Below are 19,023 nucleotides of genomic sequence, written 5' to 3' on the forward strand. Positions count from 1 at the left end.
ACAAAGGACAGGAATGATATGACGAACAGGTTCCGGCTCGTGATTATTGGTGGAGGCGTTGCCGGTCTGGCCCTGGCAACCCGCCTGGGCAACACGCTCGGCCGCTCCGGCAGGCTGGAAATCACGCTGGTGGACAAAGGCTTCAGCCATGTGTGGAAACCCATGCTCCACTGCTTTGCCGCTGGAACCGCCCGGAACGAAAACGACCGGATTACGTTTGTCTCCCACGCCGCAGCCCACGGCTTCCGCTTCTGTTATGGCGAAATTGCGCATCTGGACCGGGCCAACAGGCGCATTACCCTTGCCCCGCTGATGGAAGAAAACAACCAGCTGCTGCTTGAAGAACGGCATCTGGATTACGACGCCGTGGTGTTTGCCATTGGCAGCCGGGCCAATGATTTTGGCACCCCCGGTGTGGTGGAACACTGCATGTTCCTCGACAACGTGGTTGAGGCCAATAATTTTAACGAACGCTTCCGCCATGCCATTATTCAGGCCTATGGCCGTGGCACACCGGTCGATATTGCCATTGTTGGCGGTGGGGCAACCGGCGTGCAGCTGGCTGCAGAGCTGCACAAGGCGCTCGACATTGGCGCATTGTACAACTTTACCCCGGTCACGCCGGAAATGCGCGTAACCCTGCTGGAAGCCGGGCCGCGCATTCTGCCTGCCTTCCCGCAGAATGTCTCGGACGCGGCCCAGAAGCAGCTTGAGGCTTTGAATATTACCGTACGCACCAACACCATGGTCAGCGGTGCAGACGAAAGCGGGTTTATTCTTAAGGATGGCAGCCGCGTTAACGCGCAGTTCCGCGTCTGGGCCGCAGGCGTTAAAGCGCCAGATGTCACGCGGGATATGGACGGGCTGGATTACCAGCGTGGCGGGCAGCTTACCGTGCAGGCCAACCTGCAAAGCACGGTGGACGAGCATGTGTTTGCCTTGGGTGACTGCTCCTTTATCAAGGATGCGCCAGTGGCCCCCACCGCACAGGTGGCCCGCCAGCAGGCCCACCATCTGGCCCGCCACCTGCCGGGCTACATCTTTAACAAAAAGCCTGTGCCGGACTTCAACTTCCGTAACCGGGGGGCCATTGTTGCCCTTGGGGATTATAATGGCTGGGGCGCCTTTGCCGATGGCAAAACCTTTGGCGGCGGTTTTTTAAACGGTCTGAGCGCACGCCTTGGGCATATGGCCCTTTACCGGCAGCATCAGTTTGAACTGTATGGCCCCTTCCGTGGTGCCATTGCCTGCTTTACGGACTGGCTGGACGGTTTTGTGCGCCCCTCCGTACGCATGGACTAAACACACCCCCTTCCCCCATTTTTATCGGGGAAGGGTTGCACCTTATGATTACAAAACCCCTGATAAGATCAGGGGTTTTCACATGCATGTAAAAAATCCCTTACCAGCGCATTAACCGTAGCCGCCTGCTCTATATGGGGCAGGTGGCCGGTGCGGGCCAGAAAATGGCAGTTAGCCTGTGCAGGAATCCCCTGCACCTGCGTGGCAGGCAATACCTGATCTGCCTCCCCCCAGATAATCTGCACGGGGCATGGCGGATTATTGAGCAACGGGCGCAGGTTATTGGCCTGCTCACCATGGGGGAAGCAGGTTTGCGCAATGGCGCGCAGCGCAGCCCGTGCCCCCGGCACGGCGCGGGCTTCCACCAAAAACTCCGCGACCTTGCGCCCGATCAGTTTGGGATCATACACAGCCATGGCCATGGCCTGCGCCATATCCGCCGCAGTGCTGGCCTCCACAAAGCGGGTCATGAACGCCATGTTGACCGTGCGCCCCAACCCTGCCGGGGCCAGCAGGGACAGGCTGGCAACCCGCGCGGGAACACTCTCCAGCAAGGACAGGGCAATACCACCACCCAGCGAATGCCCCAGAACATGGGCTTTGCTCACCCCCAGCCCGTCCAGCGTCAGGGCTGTAACCTGCGCCAGACGCGCCAGTGTGGGGGCTTGAACCAGAGCACTGGACTGGCCATGCCCGGGCAGGTCAAACGCAATAACCCGCCGGTGGGCCGCCTGGACCTGCTGGGTAAGCTGCCAGTTGGTTGCACTGCCACCAAAGCCATGCACCAGCAGCAGCGGCAGACCCGGCCCCTCTCCCATCTGGCGGACATGCACGGTCTGCTCGCCCAGCCGGAGCAGGAAGGATTGTGTCTGAACAACCTGTTTTGTCATGCCGCCATCATGCCCTGTTTGCCCCTAGGGGGCCAGATTGCAGGTCATGGCTTTTTTCAGCCGTTAAAAATGGCAGGCAATGCGGCCACCAATAAAACGCGGCTCGCCGGGAATATAAAAATAGGTTGTGGTAGCCATGCCCCCGCTCTCCGCATAGCGGCGGTCCAGAATATTGCGGGCATAAACCGTTATGTCCCACAACTGGGAGGGAGAATGCAGGGTTGCATGGGCTCCCAGCAAAAAATACGGCGGCAGGCGGTAAAAGCCGGTTCCCCCCACCGTAATGGCCTGGCTGCCCCTGTATTGCCAGTCTGGCCCAAAATCCAGCCTGTAGTTCCGGGGCAGGGGCTGCCGCCATGTGGCATCCCCGTTCAAGGTAAGTTTTGGGGAGCCGTTATCCACGCCGCTAAAATTACGTTCAATGGCCTTCCACTGCTGCGGGTGGCTTGCGTGGTACGCATTGGTAGCGGCCCGGTCCACATTTGGAAAATCCTGAAAATTCCCGCGCTGCCAGCCAAGGTTCTGCATTAAAAACAGATGACCAAACGGGTGGGCTTCCAGCGTTGCCTCAAACCCCCAGCTTTCGGATTTGGGGGCGTTGGTAATTTCACTCAACGGGCCAAAATTGGGGATCAGCACGGTGCCTATGACCTGCTGGTTATGAAAGTCGTTGTAAAACGCAGCACCATTCAGGCGCAGACGCCCCGGTATGGGGTCCGATTTAAGGCCGAGTTCGTAGGTGAGAACCGTTTCCGGCTTAAACGGGTCCAACTGGGCCTGCACCTGCGTATTGTTGGCGCTAAACCCGCCGGGTTTAAAGCCCTTGCTCATTTTGTAATACAGTAAAGCCTGCGGTACAAACTGCCACGAAACCCCAACCTGCCCGGCAAACTGGTTGGCGGCAGTGTTCTCGGGGTCAAAACTCCGGGTTGCCCCGCCGAATATCTGGGACTTCAGGCTGGTAATGCCCCGGTCATCCAGCTCATGCAAAAGCCCGGCCCAGATGGTCACATTATGCGGCAGACGGTAACTGACATTCCCGAACTCGGAAACGCTCTCCTGATTCATGCCAAAGGTTGTGGCCATCATGTATTTGCGGGCAGAGTAATCCGTATAGTCAAAGAAAAACCGCTGGTTCATGCGGCTGCGCTGGTAATATGCCCCCACAACCCAGCTCAGGCGGCCATGCAGGGCAACTCCGTTCAGCCGGGCTTCCTGCGTGAACACGTTGGCATCTATGGTGCGGTACGTATCTGCCTGAGAAAGCGCCGTGCCATCCTGATCCGTGTATTCGCCCTGCCGCTCGGTTTCAAACGCGCTGATGGCCGTAAAGGTAGCGGGACCAAAATCATGGATCAGCCGCAGGTCTGCCCCCCAGTACTGGTTATGCTCGCTGGGTTTAAGCCCCGCACCGCGCCCTACAAGGCTTGCAAACTCTGGCCGCATGGACCATTCCGCCCGCCGCCCCAGCCCAAAACCCGGCAAAGGCTGTGACCCGATAAGCCTGTGCACGGGAACCGCCGTAACCACCTGGCTGTTATCCTGCACAAAGTGGCCCCCGAGCTGGATGGTCGTGCGCTCATTGGGCTGCCAGCGCAGTTTGCCACGCAAGGCCCACAGGTCCGCATCCCCCAGATGTGCGCCGTTGGTCGGGTTGTACTGCCACCCCCCGCCCTGCCGCGTCTGCCCGGCCAGCCGAAAACTCCAGCCCTTGGCCAGCGGGCCGGACACATAAGCCTCGCTCCGGCTCCGCGCGTAGGAGGCTATGTCCTCCATCCCGCCATAATGCCATGTGGTGGTGGGGTCGTTGGTGCGCAGGCGCACCTCCCCCCCTGTGGTGGACTGGCCATGTTTTGTACCCACCGGCCCCGGGTCCACGGCTGCATCGGCCATATCAAACAGCAACCCGTTGCTCATGGCGGGGTACGCGTAGGCCACATCATCCATATACGTCAGAACGGGGGGCATGTTGTTCTGCGTAAAATCATTAAACCCGGCACCGCGCAGGTAAAAATTGGTCGAGGCCGTGCCGTTGATGCTCTGCATGGTCAGGTTCGGGGCCACACGCTCCAGCCCACGTAGGGTGGTGACATCCCTGTTACGCAGCATTTCCGCGCTCAGATGCGTTGTGGCATCCGGCTCGTGCTGGGCGGCGGGAAAAGCAAAATCGGACCGATGCGCCCCCACATCCACATGGGTTACGCCACGAGCGGTCACATGGGCGGGTTTTGCCTGCCCAGCCTTACCGGGCACTGCGGGGGTGGCAGGCAATGCAGCCGGTTTGCCCACTGGGCCGGGAGTATTCTGCGCCTGCGCCACAGGGGCTGCAAACAGGCCGAGCGGGATCAGGCTGACACAGCACAGCATACGCTGCCAATACGCGCGGCTGTGCCTGCTGGTATGTATGGCCAGAGGAAAGCCATATGCTTGCTGCCCGAAAATAACCCGTTCCTTCCCCACCCATGCGCCGCCACGTTGCCGCGCAAGCCATGCTCCCCCGGCAAAGCTGGCCTCTCTCATGACGGAAACAGCCCCCCCTGTGCAAGGCTGTTGGCCCAAATCCATCTTATTTTTAACCGTTCGGCTGCACATTCATGCAAATCCCGATCAAAAAGACCTGCGCCGGTGTCTAAGGTTTTTTTTAAGAAAACCTCCGCATGCAAGAGGGTAGGCAGGCTGGAACAAGCTGGCTAAGGTAGGTGTTCATCTTGTGTTTTGCTTAAAAAACACGGCCAGCAATCCGTAGTGTCAGCAACTATAATAAAGAACCGGAGTTCCCCTGTGCCAGACCTGTCCTTGCGTGCCATTTTTCGCCATACCCTTATGCTTTCCGCCATTATGGGGGCGGGCAGTCTGGCCGGGCAGGCCCATGCTGCACCACAGGACACACCACAGAGCACACAGGCCAGTTTTGGGGCCTGGGGGGTGGACCTTGCAGGGCGGGATCTGGCGATTGTTCCGGGGAACAACTTTTTCCGCTACGCTAACGGCACGTATCTGGACCACCTTAAAATCCCTGCGGACATGACCAGCTACGGCCCGTTCAATGCGCTGGCCGAACTCTCCCGCACACGGGTCCAGAGCATTCTGGATGATCTGTCCGCCCACCCGCAGGCCGCCCCCCGCAGCACGGAAGAAAAACTGGGCACTTTTTACGCCTCCTACATGGATGTGGCGGAAGTGGAACGTCTGGGCACGCAGCCACTGGCACAGGATATGGATGCCATCCGCGCCATAAAGGACATGGCAGGGTTTGCGGCCCTGAGTGGTACGGCTGTGGGGTCGTTCCAGTTTGGTCCCTTCTCGCTGGGGATCAACCCTGACGCCAAGGACCCCACGCGCTACGCGCTCACCCTTGACCAGGCCGGGCTGGGCCTGCCGGACAGGGACTATTACCTCAAACCCGTATTTGCCGCCAAAAAAGCCGCTTACCAGAGCTATATCGAAAAAGCGCTCACGCTCGCAGGCTGGCCTGAACCCGGCAAGGCCGCAGCCGCCATTGTGATTTTTGAGAGCAAGCTGGCCGAAGCACACTGGCCCCGCACGGACCTGCGTGACCCACAGAAAACCTACAACCCCATGACCCTAGCCGAACTGGGGACCAAGGCACCGGGGTTTGACTGGGCTGCATGGCTCAGCGCCTCCGGCCTGCCCGCACAGGACATGGACAAGCGGAGCCTGATTGTTGGAGAACCCTCCGCCATTACAGGCGAGGCCCGTGTGCTGGCCGCAACGGACATGGACACCCTGCGGGCGTGGCTTGCCTTCCATCTGGTAGAAAACGCCACAGCCTACCTGCCAGACAGCTTTGAGCAGGCCCGGTTTGTCTTTACCAAAGCCCTGACCGGCCAGCCAACCCTGACCGCCCGGTGGAAGCGGGGCGTGCAAGCCACCAGCGCCGCCATGGGCATGGCGCTGGGCAAGGTTTACGTGCAGCGCTACTTCCCCCCCGAAAACCGCGTGGCCATGCAAAAACTGACCACCGACCTGAAAAACGCCTTCAGGGCCCGGTTGCAGAACAATAGCTGGATGAGTGCAGCCACCAAGGAGGCCGCTCTCCGCAAGCTGGAAAACTTTGAAATTCAGGTCGGCTACCCCAACCGCTGGCGCGATTACACAGACCTTGCCGTTAAAAAAGGCGATGTGTACGGCAATGCGCGCAACGGTGTGGCCTTTGAATGGCGCTACTGGCTGGACCGTCTGGACAAGCCGGTGGACCGCAACGAATGGGACATGACCCCACAAACGGTTAACGCCTACAACAATCCGCTGTTTGATCAGGTGGTTTTCCCCGCCGCCATTCTTCAACCGCCGTTCTTCAATATCAAGGCGGACCCGGCCGTAAACTACGGCGCCATTGGCGGCGTGATCGGCCATGAAATGACCCACTCATTCGATGATGAGGGCCGTCAGTTTGATGAACACGGCCGCCTGCGCGACTGGTGGACAAAAGACGATGCCGAACGCTTCCAGAAACTGGCTGACCGTCTGGGTGCGCAATATGACGCATTTGAGGTGCTGCCGGGTGTGCATGTAAACGGCAAACTGACCATGGGCGAAAACATTGCCGATCTGGGCGGGCTGACCCTGGCACTGGATGCCTACCACGCATCGCTCAATGGCAAACCCGCCCCGGTAGTGGACGGGCTGAGCGGTGAACAGCGCGTATTTCTGGGCTGGGCGCAGGTCTGGCGCGAAAAACTGCGGGAGGAAACCATCCGCAGGCTTGTTGTCACGGACCCGCACTCCCCACCCGAAGCGCGCGTAAACCTGCCCATGCACAATATTGACGCATGGTACGATGCCTGGAACGTACAGCCCGGCGACAAGCTATACCTGCCAGTGCAGCAGCGCGTTAAAATCTGGTAAAATCACCTGTGGTGGTAGTGCAGGCTGCCTTGCAACACCGGGCCATTCCTGTAGTGGTCCTCTACCCTGCCCGTTACCTGCCCAAGCCCCGGACCAAAGTTCTCTGTAGCACCGGGGCTTGAGCAATGGCAAAATAGCAGGCAAGTGGGCTATACCCACGCACACCATACTCATGCGGGGCAAGGGAGAACTCGGGCAGTCCATGGTCGATACGCGTCGCTCTTCCACACGCCCGGATACCGCCCTGCCCAACAGGCAGGAACCCCGCCTGCAACCTGCACGCCCTCTTTCTGCCCCCCCTCCGGCCGAAGTGGAAGGTGGTGCAGGGCAACGGCCGCGGCTGTTCCCGTTCATGCCTGTGCCCAAACCACCGGGCGGCCCGGTGCGCGGCTCCTCCACCCCCCTGATCCGTAAGGATATATACGCCGACCCCACATTGGGGCCGGTGTTTACGGCCTCTGCCCTTGCGCATTTTCTGTTACTGGCCGCACTCCTTTATCAGGCAACACACCACGGCAAAACTGGCTCCCCCCAGTCCAATCAGGCTTCCCCGGTGGAAATGGTTTTTTCCCAGCCCACAACCTCCAGCGGCATGGTTGGCCCCCATTCGCCCGAAGCCGGTGGCGGCAATGCGGCTCCGCAGGCGGCCCCACCCCCTCCGGCCGAGCAGCAGCCCGATACCCAGAAATCCCCACCCGAAGCCAGTGAGGCAGCACCGGACGTGCCCCCCCTTGCACAGTCGGATGATGGTTTCCCCAAACCCCAGCCTACCCCCCAGAAAGCGCGGCCAACCCCGCACAAATCCACATCAAAGCCGAGCAGCCGCGCTGTACCACGCCCCCAGCCCCAGCAGCTCCCCCAAAACCTGAAATCCCTGCTCCAGCACCCGATGGATTATTCGTTTAACGAGGCACCAGCCCCGCGCCGCCCCAACCGCCGGGGCCGCCCTGGCGGGTCAAACGCCCCGCTGGACATGTCCATTGGGCCAATGGTGGAAAATGGGCAGCTGAATGCCCATTACGCCTCGCGCACAAGCGTGCATGGCGTAAGCAGCGACTACGGTCAGGAAATTGACGCATGGATCCAGCGCCATCTGTTCTACCCACCCGAAGCCGCTGAGCGGGGGGAAGAGGGCAGCACGTCGGTCCATGTTATTCTCGACCGGTCGGGCCATGTGTTCAAAGTCTTTATGAGCGGGTCTTCAACCCCGGCACTGGATGCCTCCACGGTTGGCATGTTCCAAGGCGCACAACTCCCTCCGGTACCACCGGACATGAAGGATCAGTATATCAACTTCGATGTCACGGTGCATTATGTCCTTATCCGCAACTAGGCATGCTGCCTGCACCCCCCGGATTATTCGCGGCTGATGCGTGGGTATGACATGCAGATCACACAAAACTGAGGAGGCATCCTTGGTGCAATTCTGCTTATCTTACAAACTGGCCTCTGCCACTCCAGACGACCCAAAGAGTTAAGGACATACTTGCGATGCCACGTTCATCCAGCTCCGATCTGCCGCCAGGTGTGCCCACAATCCGCGTTGTGGCCATGCCAACAGACACCAACCCTGCAGGGGACGTGTTTGGCGGGTGGATTGTCTCGCAGATGGATCTTGCCGCTGGCACAACCGCTGCCTTCCGGGCCAATGGGCGGTGCGTGACCGTTGCGATCAACAGCCTTGTGTTTCTTGAACCCGTTGTGGTGGGGGATGAGGTGAGCATCTACACCAAAATCATCCGCGCTGGTCGCACGTCCCTGACCATTCATGTGGAAACATGGCGCAGGGCGCGCCACACCCATATTACGTCCAAGGTGACGGAAGGGGAGTTTATTTTTGTCGCACTGGACGACAAACGCCGCCCACGCGCCTTGCCCCCGTTTGAAGACACACTCCCCGCAACCAGCCACGAAAACGCCTGAACACCCCCCAGCGCCACCCCAATGCCGGAAGGGGGCTATGGCCAGTCGGGCAGCACCGTTACCCTTGGGTGTAAGGGTGCGCAGCTGGCCGTATCTGCCGTGGCGTGTTTTTCCCTGTTCCAGTACACGGGCTCCCCGTGCCATAGATAGACCCTTGCGCCGCCGACCTTGCGCCAGGGCCAGACCCGGGCAAGATATGCGGCACTTTGGGTACAGATGTACTTTTTTGTCGCGCACTACTTTGCCAACGCGCCATATGGTTTAAAAAACCCGCCAGCCTCTTCTGCTACCCCCCTGTTCCAACAGGGCGGACCATGCAGGCGTGGCGGTGGATTTGGCGTAACAGGAGGTCCGGTACATGAAGCACTGGCAGATTGATCAACTGCCATGGGATCGGTTTGATCCCTCCAAGGTTGACCCGGAGCTGATCCCCGCCATTAAGGCGGCCGCTGTTGTGGAGCGCAACAGCGTGGACTACGCGCAGTACCTCAACAACGTCTTCCATAATGACCCGGATTTCTGCACGGCGGCCGACCACTGGGCGGAAGAAGAAATCCAGCATGGGGATGCGCTGGGCCGCTGGGCCATGCTGGCCGACCCGGAGTGGGACTATCAGGCGGCATTCCAGCGTTACCGCGATTTTTACAAGATTCCACTGGATGTGGACCACTCGGTACGCGGTTCCCGCACAGGGGAGCTGATCGCACGGTGTATGGTGGAAACCGGCACATCCTCTTTTTATTCCGCACTGGCCGACACCACGGAAGAACCCGTGCTTAAGGCCCTGTGCAAGCAGATTGCCGCGGATGAGTTCCGGCATTTCAAACTGTTTTATGACCACATGCACCGCTACCTGCAGCGCGAAAATATTGGTCTTTGGCAGCGTATCCGCATCGCGCTGGGCCGCGTGACGGAAACCGAGGACGACGAACTGGCCTCCGCCTACTACACAACCAATGTGCCAGCAGACCAACCTTACGACCATACACGCTGCATTGCGGCCTATATGGTGCGGGCCATGCGCAACTACCGCCCCCAGCACCTGCGCCGCGTTACCACCATGGTGTTCAAGATTATTGGTCTGCCCCCCCATAGCTGGTTGCAGACCGTGGCGTTCCGCATTTCGGAAAAACTGTTCATCCGACGGCAGCAACGGTTTGCACGCATTGCCGACATAAGCTGAACAGGGCTTGCCGTGCGTGGCGTGGCAGGTCATCCTCCCTGCGTTCCAACCGCTGGAGAACAGACAGACCATGTTCACGCACATCATGGTGGGCACTAACGATATTGCCCGCTCAAAAAAATTCTACGATGCCGTTTTTGCTGCCCTGAACATTCCTCCGTCAGAAATCAGCGCCACGGGCCGCATTACCTATGGCAAGCATGGTGCCCGGTTTATTGTCACCCCGCCGCTGGATGGCAAAGCCGCCACAGCGGCTAATGGCGGCACCATCAGCTTTCAGGCGGATACTCCGGCCATGGCAGACGCATGGCACAAGGCAGGCGTGGAAAACGGTGGCAAAACCATTGAAAACCCACCCGGCGTGCGCCAGACCCCGGTTGGCCCGCTCTACCTTGCCTACCTGCGCGACCCGGATGGCAACAAGCTGTGTATCGCCTGTAAAGTGCCCGCATAACGCGGCTTTACTGCGCCTCCCCCTACTATACGGAACACACTGATCCGTTATGCCGGGGGGAGCTTACTCCTGCCGCGCCAGACAGGTGCAGGGCCACAACACGGGCCTGAGCTCCCTGCATGGTGCGGCAACCCGGCACCCAGCCAGCGCTCTATGAACCCAGCATGCTGCGGTCCACTGCCAGACCGGCAGAGGCCTGGCAGGTTGGCATCATTTCCACATGGTTGATGTTCACATGGGCGGGCAGGCCAAGCACCCAGGCCACGGTCTCAGCTATATCCTGCGGTAGCAGCGGGGCCGTGCCCGCATACACGGCATCGGCCTTGCCCTGATCCCCCAGCCGGACCTGACTGAACTCACTCCCCCCGCACAGGCCCGGCGCAATGGTGGTTGCCCGCACCTGCCTGCCCAGCAGATCGCTACGCAGGTTCCGCATGAACTGGTCCACAAAAGCCTTGGTCGCCCCATACACATTGGCACCGGGGTAAGGGTAAGTGCCAGCCGTGCTCCCCAAAGACACAACATGCCCACTATTGCGCGCAACCATGCCGGGCAGCAATGCCCGGGTGATTTCCACAAGCCCGGTTACGTTGGTTGCTATCATTGTCTCCCAATCCTGCGGATTGGTCTGCCATGCTTTTTCCAGCCCGAGCGCCAGCCCTGCATTATTCACCAGCACATCAACCGCCTGCCACTCCTGTGGCAGGCTCTGTGGCAGGGCGCGTATGGCGGAAAGGTCGGTCATATCCAGCCGTAGCGGCAGAATACGGCCGGCCTCCACCTGCCCTGCAAGAGCCTCCAGCCGTTCCTGCCTGCGGCCGGTGGCAATAACCCGGTATCCTTCATGCACAAGGCGCAAGGCTATGGCATGCCCAAACCCGGCGGTTGCCCCGGTTACCAGTGCAATCTTGAATTTCTGCGACATTGATCTGTTTCCATTCCTGCCAGAACACCGCCAGCAGCCTATGCCAGCATGCTGGTAGAACCAACACCGTAACCCGCTCTGGCACACACACAAATGCATGACGCCTGCAAAGTGCGGCCCGGTTTGCCCAGTGGCAGGGTCAGAGCTGTGGCGGAGGGCTTGCCGCCTGCAGCAGTGTGCGCCGCTCATACGGGTGGAGCAGGTCCGCCAGTGTGGCCTTGTCCAGAACCCCCATAAACGCATCCAGCGCCTGCCCCAGAACCCCGCGCAGGCTGCACCCCCCGGCAAGCAGGCAGGGAGCGCCGTCCTCCCCATTACGGGCCATGCAGCCGACCAGTGCCATATCCTCTTCCGTATGGCGCACCACGTCCCCCACACAGATTTCCTCGGCAGGGCGCCCCAGCGTTAACCCTCCGCCGCGCCCTCTTTGTGTGTGCACAAACCCGCCACGCCCCAGATGGTGAATGATCTTGACCAGATGATTTTCAGAAATGCCATAAGTCTGGGCCACCTCGCGTATGGAAACACGCCTGTCCGTATGTACGGCCAAGTAAAGCAAGGTGCGTAGTGCATAGTCGGTGTACAAAGTCAGACGCATAACAAAAAAATCTGCTCCAGCGGGTTACGGGCAGGACGGGGAACACCCCACACCAAGGCAGGCAGGACTAACCCTGAACGCCGCCTAACTGGCATGGTTTTTATAAAATGCGAACCCATGCCCCACCAGACAGCCCACAAACTGGCAAAATAAGGAACAAATGCAGAAAGACGATGAAACATATGCACGCTCCTGCCTTCCACAAAACTATCCACAGGGTTTTCCCGCAATCCGTCCCCCTGCTTTGTGGATAAACTTACCCGCCTCTGGAGCTGAATAGTATAAAAAATGTCTGTTTACTGCGGTTTGTAGCTTTTTTAAGCTTTTATGACACCAAACCCTCTTGACCTCTTACTCCAACAACGAGTCGGAGTGTTGCAATTCATCCACAGCCTGACTTGCCCACCACCACACGCCCAAACCATGCTCCCGCCCCCACACCCCCGATTGCACAGATACGGGAACGGCTGGCACACTACGGCGCGATTCCTTTCAGGCCCGAGGAGCAGACAGAGCCTTATGCAGTTCATTCTTACTTTTTCCTGCCCGGACAAGGCTGGCATTGTTGCAGGCGTAACCTCGGCGCTGGCACGCCAGGGGGCAGACATTACCGAGACCCACCAGTTCAGTGACCGCAGTACGGGCCAGCTGTTCATGCGACTGGCTTTTTCCACCCCCGCCCCCAATGACATGGCGGACATAAAAACCTGTCTGGCCCCTGTGGCAGAGCAGTTCGGCATGAACATGCGCCTGCATGATGCAGCCGTGCTGCCACGCATGATTATTATGGTCTCCCGCTTTGACCACGCTTTGCTCAACCTGCTGTATCAGGTCCGTGTCGGGTGGTTGCAGGCCCGGATTGTCGCCATTGTCTCCAACCACCCGGACAGTGAGGCCACAGCCCAACAGGCGGGTATTCCCTATTACTACTGGCCGGTAACCCCGCAGAACAAGGCGGAGCAGGAAGCCAGACTGCTGGAGCTTGTGCACACCACACAGGCGGACCTGATTGTTCTTGCCCGTTATATGCAGGTGCTCTCGGACACTCTGAGCGCGCAGTTAAGCGGGCGGATCATCAACATCCACCATTCTTTCCTGCCCTCCTTCAAAGGAGCACGCCCGTACCATCAGGCTTATGCACGCGGCGTCAAACTGATCGGGGCGACCGCGCATTATGTGACCGCTGATCTGGATGAAGGCCCGATTATTGAGCAGGAAACTGCACGGGTAAGCCATAACCTCTCCCCCAACGATTACATTGCCACAGGCCGAGGGGTGGAATCGCAGGTGCTTGCGCGCGCAGTCAAACTGCATACGGAACACAGGGTGATGCTCAACGGGCATCGCACCATTATTTTTTCCTGACCCGCGGTTTGGCTGGCCCTTCCCATACACCCGCGGGCCAGTATGGGAAGGCATGCCTTATTGGGCCTGCCCCCATTTTTGCCAGCCCCGCAACGCCAGCACCACAAACCCTGCGTACAGGGCTGCCGTAACCCACAGGCCACGCTCCATAAACAGCACGGTGTAGAAGACATCCACCACCATCCATAACACCCAGCTTAACCTGTAACGGCGCGCCCCCCAGAACTGCGCCAGAATACTGTAAGCACTCAGCAGGGCATCCCCCATGGGGGTTGGATCATCCGTCCAGTGCCGCAAAACCAGTGCAAGACCCAGACCGGCAAGGCCCGTGCCCCCCACATGCCCCCATAAACGCCGGGCTGTGGGGGAGCGGAGCACACGCACCTGCCCTTCCGCCCGGGCTCCGCGCAACCATTGCACCCAGCCGTAAAGGGACAACCCAATAAACACGCCCTGCAAGGCGGCATCCGCGTACAAAGCGGCACGCACAAACACCACGCCATACAGGGCCGATGCCACCACCAGCACAGGCCAACACACCACCATACGCTGCCCTGTTAGCCAGACCCCAAGGGCACTGGCCAAGGCAGCGGCCCATTCCAGCGTGGTCATTCCGCCCCCTGCTGGCTTGCGGTCTGGCGCAGCAGGGCAGGCAGGCGGGCCAGAAGTTCCTTGCCCTCCCCACTGGCAAACCAGCGCCCATGCCCGAGCAGATAATCCGTATAGGCGACCTCGGCCGAAGCCTGATCATGCACCAGCCCGGCAAAGTAGGCGACTTCGGACAGGGCAAACTCCACATGCACAAGGGGCAGAAACGCCACAACCTGTGCACATTCCCCAGCACTCAGCGGACGAACGGACTGGTACCCTTCCAGCAGAGCTGCCACCTGCTCCCATGCAACAACACCGGCGGCAGGTAAGGCCAGCCAGTCCACCACAGCCCGCTCCAGCGCCACGGCCAGGTCGAACGGTGCGCAGGTCCGGTCCGCCATGCCAAAGTCGAGCACGCAGCTCACATCATCCCCATTCCAGAACAGGTTGGAGCCGTGCCAGTCCCCATGCCCCCATGCGGGAACAATATGGGGCAACAAGGGCTGCAAACGCTGGTGGAAAGGCAGCAGCACGGCCTCCACGTCCCCTACCCAGTTGCGGTGTGCCAGAGCGGATCGCAACCGGGGCTGCCGGGCCACCCAATGCTGCAAGGCAGGCACCAGCTCTGGCTGGCCAACAACCTGCAACCCCGAGAGCAGAGGCACCACCTCTGCCCCTCCACGCGCAGGGGCTTTGAACCCGGCTGCCGCCAGATGCAGCCTTCCCAGCGCAACACCCGCACCATAAGCCTGCCTGACCGAAAAATACGGCTGCCAGGACATGACATTCTGATAAACATCCACCCCACGGGCGGGCAAAAAAGCCTCGTATGTCCAGTCCCCAACCGTTAGGGCCGTATGGCCATCGGGCAGAACCAGCGGCGGGCAGACAGTAGCCCCCTGCCCTGCCAGATGGTTTATAAAAGCGTGTTCTTCCTCCAGCCACTTTACAGAGCGCAGGGTCACGTGATGGCGTTTGAGCAGGCATTCCCCCTGCCCCTCCAGCCGCACACGCCCCAGAGCGGAAAAAGGGCGCATGCTATGCCACGCCACACTCTGCGCAGGCGGCATATTGTGGAAAAAACGCAGGACTGACCGGCTTTCATCCAGTGTCAGGCAGGGCCAGTCACGCCGCTGCTGCACGCCGTTTACCCCAAACTGGGCCTGCTCCCCCGCACTCATGCCTTAAAAACCGGTGGATGCGGTAAACAGGGCAGCAAAACCTCCCCCAATGTAATAATCAGGCGACTGGCCAGAAACCACACTCCTCCGCCGCCCCACCGTATCGTGCGCAGCAAGGGTTGGGTCGGCAATACCAGACAGATAATGCTGGTTGGTGATGTTGATGAAGTTCATGCGCAGCTGCGGCGCATGCAGCACGGATACATCCTTCATACGGTAACCAAGCGCCAGATTGCCCGTGACATGGGAGGGCATGCGCTCGTCATTCATAAAGGTTGCATACTGGGGCCCGGTATATTTGACCGTCATCACTCCAAAAAAATGCCCGTCGTCGTATGTCAGCCCGGCTGCGGCCTGCAAGGTGGGGGAGCGCACCGAACGTTTGCCCCGTGTTGGCAGAACCTCCGAGCCCGAAGACAGGTCATTATCAATTGTGGAGTGCAGATACTCACCTGAAAAATAAGGGCTTATATGGTGCCACGGCCTTAGCCCCACCTCCACATCCACGCCCCGCGTAGTTTGCCCGCCCGCATTAATGGTGGATTGCACCGGCGCACCATTGAGCATGACAAGAGTAGAAACCTGCCTGTTGGTAAAATTGTAATTGAACAGGGTCAAGCTCCCCACAAGCAGATCATCCGCGTAACGGTAACCCAGTTCCTCTGCAATGGAGTATTCATTCTTCAGATTGCCAGTGCCTTTTTGCTCCAGCGCACCACTTGTAGGGTCATAGACATCATACAACGCTGTTGCCGCCGGGGTACGAAAGTTGGTGGTGGCGTTAAAAAAGACCTGATGATGCGGCGTTATCTGGAATCTGGCACCAAGGCGGGGCAAGGGTACGGCCGTGTTTGTGCCAATATTATAGCGGCTACCCGGCATGGCATTTGTGCCGGTGCGGGAGAACATGACTTCCTTAAAACCCGCACTCAGCAACAGCCGGTCATGGAGCAGGCTTAGCCGGTCACCTATAAAAAGGGCGTTGGTCTGGGCAATAGTATGGTTGTTAGCCCCCCACAACGCCTGCCCCCCGGCCGTGCGCAAGGGATTGCCCCCCCATATGGACCCGGCCGCCCCCGAGGCATCCAGTATGGCAAAGGTCTGCTTTTGTGCATCGTCCCCGTAATCGTACCAGTAGCCTATGGTCAGGTCATTGGGGCCACGTTTCCAGTCCAGTGTTGTGGTAAAGCCTGAGCGGTAACTCCGCTGCGTATAATCCGCCCGCACGGGTATGGACCCATCGGGGCTATTTGCCAGAGCTGGAGCAAGCTGCACGGCGTCCGTGCCATTAAACAGGCCTGTGCTCGGCAGTTGCATGCCCCCCGGCGCATTACCGTAGGCCCCCTGTGCATAGGGTGTTACCTTCAGTTCCAGCCCATTGCCCAGACCAAGGCTAACGGGGGCGGCCATGTAAAGTGTACGCTCGGGCTGGCGGGCCAGACGCCAGTAATCCGTCCCCCATACTGCATTGTCCGCATTATAATGAGCGGCAAGATTATTGCCCCCATGTATGCCATCGGTCAGCCAAGCGTCTTTTGTAACCTGTGGGTAATAGCTGTCTATCGCCTGGTTCCAGGACCCAAGCAGGGCAACACTACTCTGCCGCCCCCATGTTTTAAGCAGCTTGAAGTCCACATGCTGGCGCTCATCCCGCCCCGGGCCGCGCCAGTTATCTGTTGCCCCGTGGGAGTAGGAGACAAACCCCCGCAGGCCGGTCTGGCCTATTTCACCACTTTCAAGGCGCAGGAACTGGCGATTGGTATTGTACGAGCCATAAGACGTATCAAACACCCCTCCGGCTTTGTCCGCCGGGGTTTTAAACCGCAGCGTCATCAACCCGCCAGCCGCATTCAGCACCGGGCTCGTCAGGTCTGGCGCACCTTGTTGCAGGCTTATGGTTTCGTAATTCTCGTTATCGGCAAACTGGCTCGGGTAGCCTGTGTAATAGGCAATGTCATTCAGGGGCATGCCTTCAAGCACATAGCCTATGGCATCCCCGTTCATCCCCCTGACAGAAATATTGCTCTGGGGGGAAAAGCCGAACGGGTCCGACCCACTTACCGTAGCCCCCGGCAACTGGGCCACAAGGTCAAACGCTGTGGCAGCGGGAGCCTGACGGGCAATATATTCGGCATTCACCACGCTCTGGGCCTGAGGCTCGGACTGGGGGCGGATCAGCCCCCCGCCTGCGGGCAGGTGCGCAAGACTGGCATGCACCGTAACAACCTGCGCCTTGCCTGCCTGCACGGTTTCCGCCGCCATGGCAGAAGACCCCGCAGCCCCCACAAACACGGCAGATACCCCATAGCAGGCCCATACCACCCGCAGGGTCTGGCCCCCTTTGTAACCTTTATCCAGCGCACACCTCCCCATCATGCTCATAGCCACGCATGCAGGTGTATAGCGCACGAAATGGTTTTAGTTTTCATCCCCGTCCGATTTATCCCCCAGCACAATGGTCTGGTCGGAAATGGAGACATCGGTAACCGCGGGGCGTTGCAGGGCTTCGGTTGTATCCCGCGCGATCCCGGCGGTTTTATCCTTCAGGTCTGCAAGTTCTTCACGCACATCGGACAGGATTTCCAGCAAGGCCGCATGGTCTTCCGATGCACGCTGGTCCGCTCCCTGGCTGAGCACCGCACTCCCCACCATAAGCGCGGGCAATGCCACCAGCTGAATGCAGTTGCTTATGTAAAGCAGCGTGTTCTGCCATTGCGGCACAATAACCGGAACCAGAGAAAAGACAAAAAAGGCATAAACGCACCAGATACTGCCAAACAGCATGGTCATTTTAACGGCCACGGCCACATTAAACCGCGTGATAAGGGACTTGGCTATTGTTTCGGGCTTTCTCATGGAGTCTCTTCTTCAGTTACGCTGCGCGCATAAGCAGCGGGCATTGCCGCGTGCGCTGTAACATACTCCAACCACCTTGTCCGCCATATCACAATGGGCAGCACGGTTGCCCTGCACCAGACAGGTATATGCCTGCGCCCCCGCGCACATCACCCCGCCCGGCTCTTACCCTTCTGGCAGAAGCCTGCGTGAAAACCGCAGCCGAAAAAACGCAGCCTGCCCGCGCGCGGCATCGGCCTTGCGCAGGAACACCCCTACAACATACGTTCCATCCTGCTCGGGCCTGCCAATATACGCGGCATTCTGGACCTTGCTGTTGTAAACTTCCGCCCCGCCGGGGTCGCGCACCCAAAAGCTGACACGCGCGCTTTTCGCATGCCCCCCGACCAGCAGGAACTGCCCGACTTTTGCAGGCACCTTGTACTGCACGACCTCTTCCCCCTCGACCGTGCCGGCTACAGTGGCCTCTTCCCCCTGTGTGCGAAAATGAACAGTGCGCTGGTGGGCCTGTGCGTACCCTGCATGCCCCAACAGCAACGTAGCCGTCACCAGCACTCCCCCCATCCGGCGCATAATGTTTTGCTCCTTGTTACGCAATGCAGCCCTGTTCGTGCCATACGCCCAACAGATGCCTGAGTTCCCTTGGCTGCATCATACGCGACAAACATTTTTGTCCGGATGTTATTTTTATGATTTCTGATGAACGATCACCTGCACCAGACATAAAAAAACGGGCCTGCCTTATGGCACGCCCGTTTTTATCTGGAGTTTTATGCTCCCTTACTGATCGACGAACTGTTCCTGCCCGACGATGCCCATCTGGGTGACCCCGAGCCTCTGGGCGTCGGCCATGACATGGACGACAGTCTTGTAATCAGCCAGCCGG

At 59.4% G+C, this 19,023-nt stretch carries 17 protein-coding genes and 1 pseudogene; 7 read left to right on the forward strand and 11 right to left on the reverse strand.

Features of this window, described 5'->3' with window-relative positions; genetic code table 11:
* Positions 1–18 precede the first annotated feature (18 nt).
* Complete coding sequence (locus tag GOB83_RS02990) at positions 19–1,302, forward strand: NAD(P)/FAD-dependent oxidoreductase (protein ID WP_165925174.1); 1,284 nt, start codon at positions 19–21, stop codon at positions 1,300–1,302.
* Between the two features lie 68 nt (positions 1,303–1,370).
* Here the strand turns inward: GOB83_RS02990 and GOB83_RS02995 are convergent, their stop codons facing one another.
* Both GOB83_RS02995 and GOB83_RS03000 read right to left on the reverse strand, forming a co-directional pair.
* Positions 1,371–2,192 (reverse strand): alpha/beta fold hydrolase, encoded by an 822-nt coding sequence (locus GOB83_RS02995; protein ID WP_165925175.1) that lies wholly within the window; start codon positions 2,190–2,192, stop codon positions 1,371–1,373.
* Positions 2,193–2,255: 63 nt separating this feature from the next.
* Positions 2,256–4,712 carry a TonB-dependent receptor gene (locus GOB83_RS03000; protein ID WP_373321582.1) on the reverse strand — a complete coding sequence of 819 codons (2,457 nt, stop codon included), beginning with the start codon at positions 4,710–4,712 and terminating at the stop codon, positions 2,256–2,258.
* Between the two features lie 303 nt (positions 4,713–5,015).
* Between GOB83_RS03000 and GOB83_RS03005 the strand changes: the two genes are divergently transcribed.
* From GOB83_RS03005 to GOB83_RS03025, 5 genes are all read left to right on the forward strand, one after another.
* A complete protein-coding gene (locus GOB83_RS03005; RefSeq protein WP_165925214.1) occupies positions 5,016–7,061 on the forward strand; it encodes a M13 family metallopeptidase in 2,046 nt (681 codons plus the stop codon).
* Positions 7,062–7,179: 118 nt separating this feature from the next.
* Entirely contained in the window at positions 7,180–8,394 is a 1,215-nt protein-coding gene (locus GOB83_RS03010) for an energy transducer TonB (RefSeq protein ID WP_242005691.1), read from the forward strand.
* A gap of 158 nt (positions 8,395–8,552) precedes the next feature.
* The gene (locus GOB83_RS03015) at positions 8,553–8,984 is read left to right on the forward strand and encodes an acyl-CoA thioesterase (RefSeq protein WP_086647292.1); all 432 of its coding nucleotides are present in this window, start codon (positions 8,553–8,555) and stop codon (positions 8,982–8,984) included.
* Positions 8,985–9,342: 358 nt separating this feature from the next.
* Positions 9,343–10,167, forward strand: a complete 825-nt coding sequence (locus tag GOB83_RS03020) for a ferritin-like domain-containing protein (protein WP_086647293.1) — start codon at positions 9,343–9,345, stop codon at positions 10,165–10,167.
* 70 nt (positions 10,168–10,237) lie between these two features.
* Positions 10,238–10,621 carry a VOC family protein gene (locus tag GOB83_RS03025; RefSeq protein ID WP_086647305.1) on the forward strand — a complete coding sequence of 128 codons (384 nt, stop codon included), beginning with the start codon at positions 10,238–10,240 and terminating at the stop codon, positions 10,619–10,621.
* Between the two features lie 151 nt (positions 10,622–10,772).
* Here the strand turns inward: GOB83_RS03025 and GOB83_RS03030 are convergent, their stop codons facing one another.
* From GOB83_RS03030 to GOB83_RS03040, 3 genes are all read right to left on the reverse strand, one after another.
* Positions 10,773–11,546 (reverse strand): SDR family NAD(P)-dependent oxidoreductase, encoded by a 774-nt coding sequence (locus GOB83_RS03030; RefSeq protein WP_086647294.1) that lies wholly within the window; start codon positions 11,544–11,546, stop codon positions 10,773–10,775.
* Between the two features lie 139 nt (positions 11,547–11,685).
* On the reverse strand, positions 11,686–12,144 hold the full coding sequence (locus GOB83_RS03035) for an RrF2 family transcriptional regulator (protein WP_095349131.1): 459 nt from the start codon (positions 12,142–12,144) through the stop codon (positions 11,686–11,688).
* The gene (locus GOB83_RS03040) at positions 12,135–12,326 is read right to left on the reverse strand and encodes a hypothetical protein (RefSeq protein ID WP_165925176.1); all 192 of its coding nucleotides are present in this window, start codon (positions 12,324–12,326) and stop codon (positions 12,135–12,137) included. Before GOB83_RS03040 ends, GOB83_RS03035 begins: the two co-directional genes overlap by 10 nt.
* A gap of 337 nt (positions 12,327–12,663) precedes the next feature.
* Between GOB83_RS03040 and purU the strand changes: the two genes are divergently transcribed.
* Positions 12,664–13,509: a formyltetrahydrofolate deformylase gene (purU, locus tag GOB83_RS03045; RefSeq protein ID WP_086647296.1), complete on the forward strand. Its 846-nt coding sequence runs from the start codon at positions 12,664–12,666 to the stop codon at positions 13,507–13,509.
* Between the two features lie 57 nt (positions 13,510–13,566).
* Here the strand turns inward: purU and pnuC are convergent, their stop codons facing one another.
* The 6 genes and pseudogenes from pnuC to GOB83_RS03075 all read right to left on the reverse strand — a co-directional run.
* Complete coding sequence (gene pnuC / locus GOB83_RS03050) at positions 13,567–14,121, reverse strand: nicotinamide riboside transporter PnuC (protein ID WP_095349134.1); 555 nt, start codon at positions 14,119–14,121, stop codon at positions 13,567–13,569.
* The gene (locus GOB83_RS03055) at positions 14,118–15,281 is read right to left on the reverse strand and encodes a phosphotransferase enzyme family protein (RefSeq protein WP_165925177.1); all 1,164 of its coding nucleotides are present in this window, start codon (positions 15,279–15,281) and stop codon (positions 14,118–14,120) included. The genes pnuC and GOB83_RS03055 overlap by 4 nt, the downstream gene beginning before the upstream one ends.
* Before the next feature lie 3 nt (positions 15,282–15,284).
* The gene (locus GOB83_RS03060; RefSeq protein WP_242005713.1) at positions 15,285–17,543 is read right to left on the reverse strand and encodes a TonB-dependent receptor; all 2,259 of its coding nucleotides are present in this window, start codon (positions 17,541–17,543) and stop codon (positions 15,285–15,287) included.
* A gap of 156 nt (positions 17,544–17,699) precedes the next feature.
* Complete coding sequence (locus GOB83_RS03065) at positions 17,700–18,137, reverse strand: hypothetical protein (protein WP_086647300.1); 438 nt, start codon at positions 18,135–18,137, stop codon at positions 17,700–17,702.
* A gap of 165 nt (positions 18,138–18,302) precedes the next feature.
* Complete coding sequence (locus GOB83_RS03070) at positions 18,303–18,710, reverse strand: hypothetical protein (RefSeq protein WP_165925179.1); 408 nt, start codon at positions 18,708–18,710, stop codon at positions 18,303–18,305.
* Positions 18,711–18,917: 207 nt separating this feature from the next.
* Positions 18,918–19,023, reverse strand: a pseudogene (locus GOB83_RS03075) (biopolymer transporter ExbD); the annotation flags it as partial.

The sequence above is a fragment of the Acetobacter fabarum genome (assembly GCF_011516925.1).
In the GTDB taxonomy this organism is placed as follows: domain Bacteria; phylum Pseudomonadota; class Alphaproteobacteria; order Acetobacterales; family Acetobacteraceae; genus Acetobacter; species Acetobacter fabarum.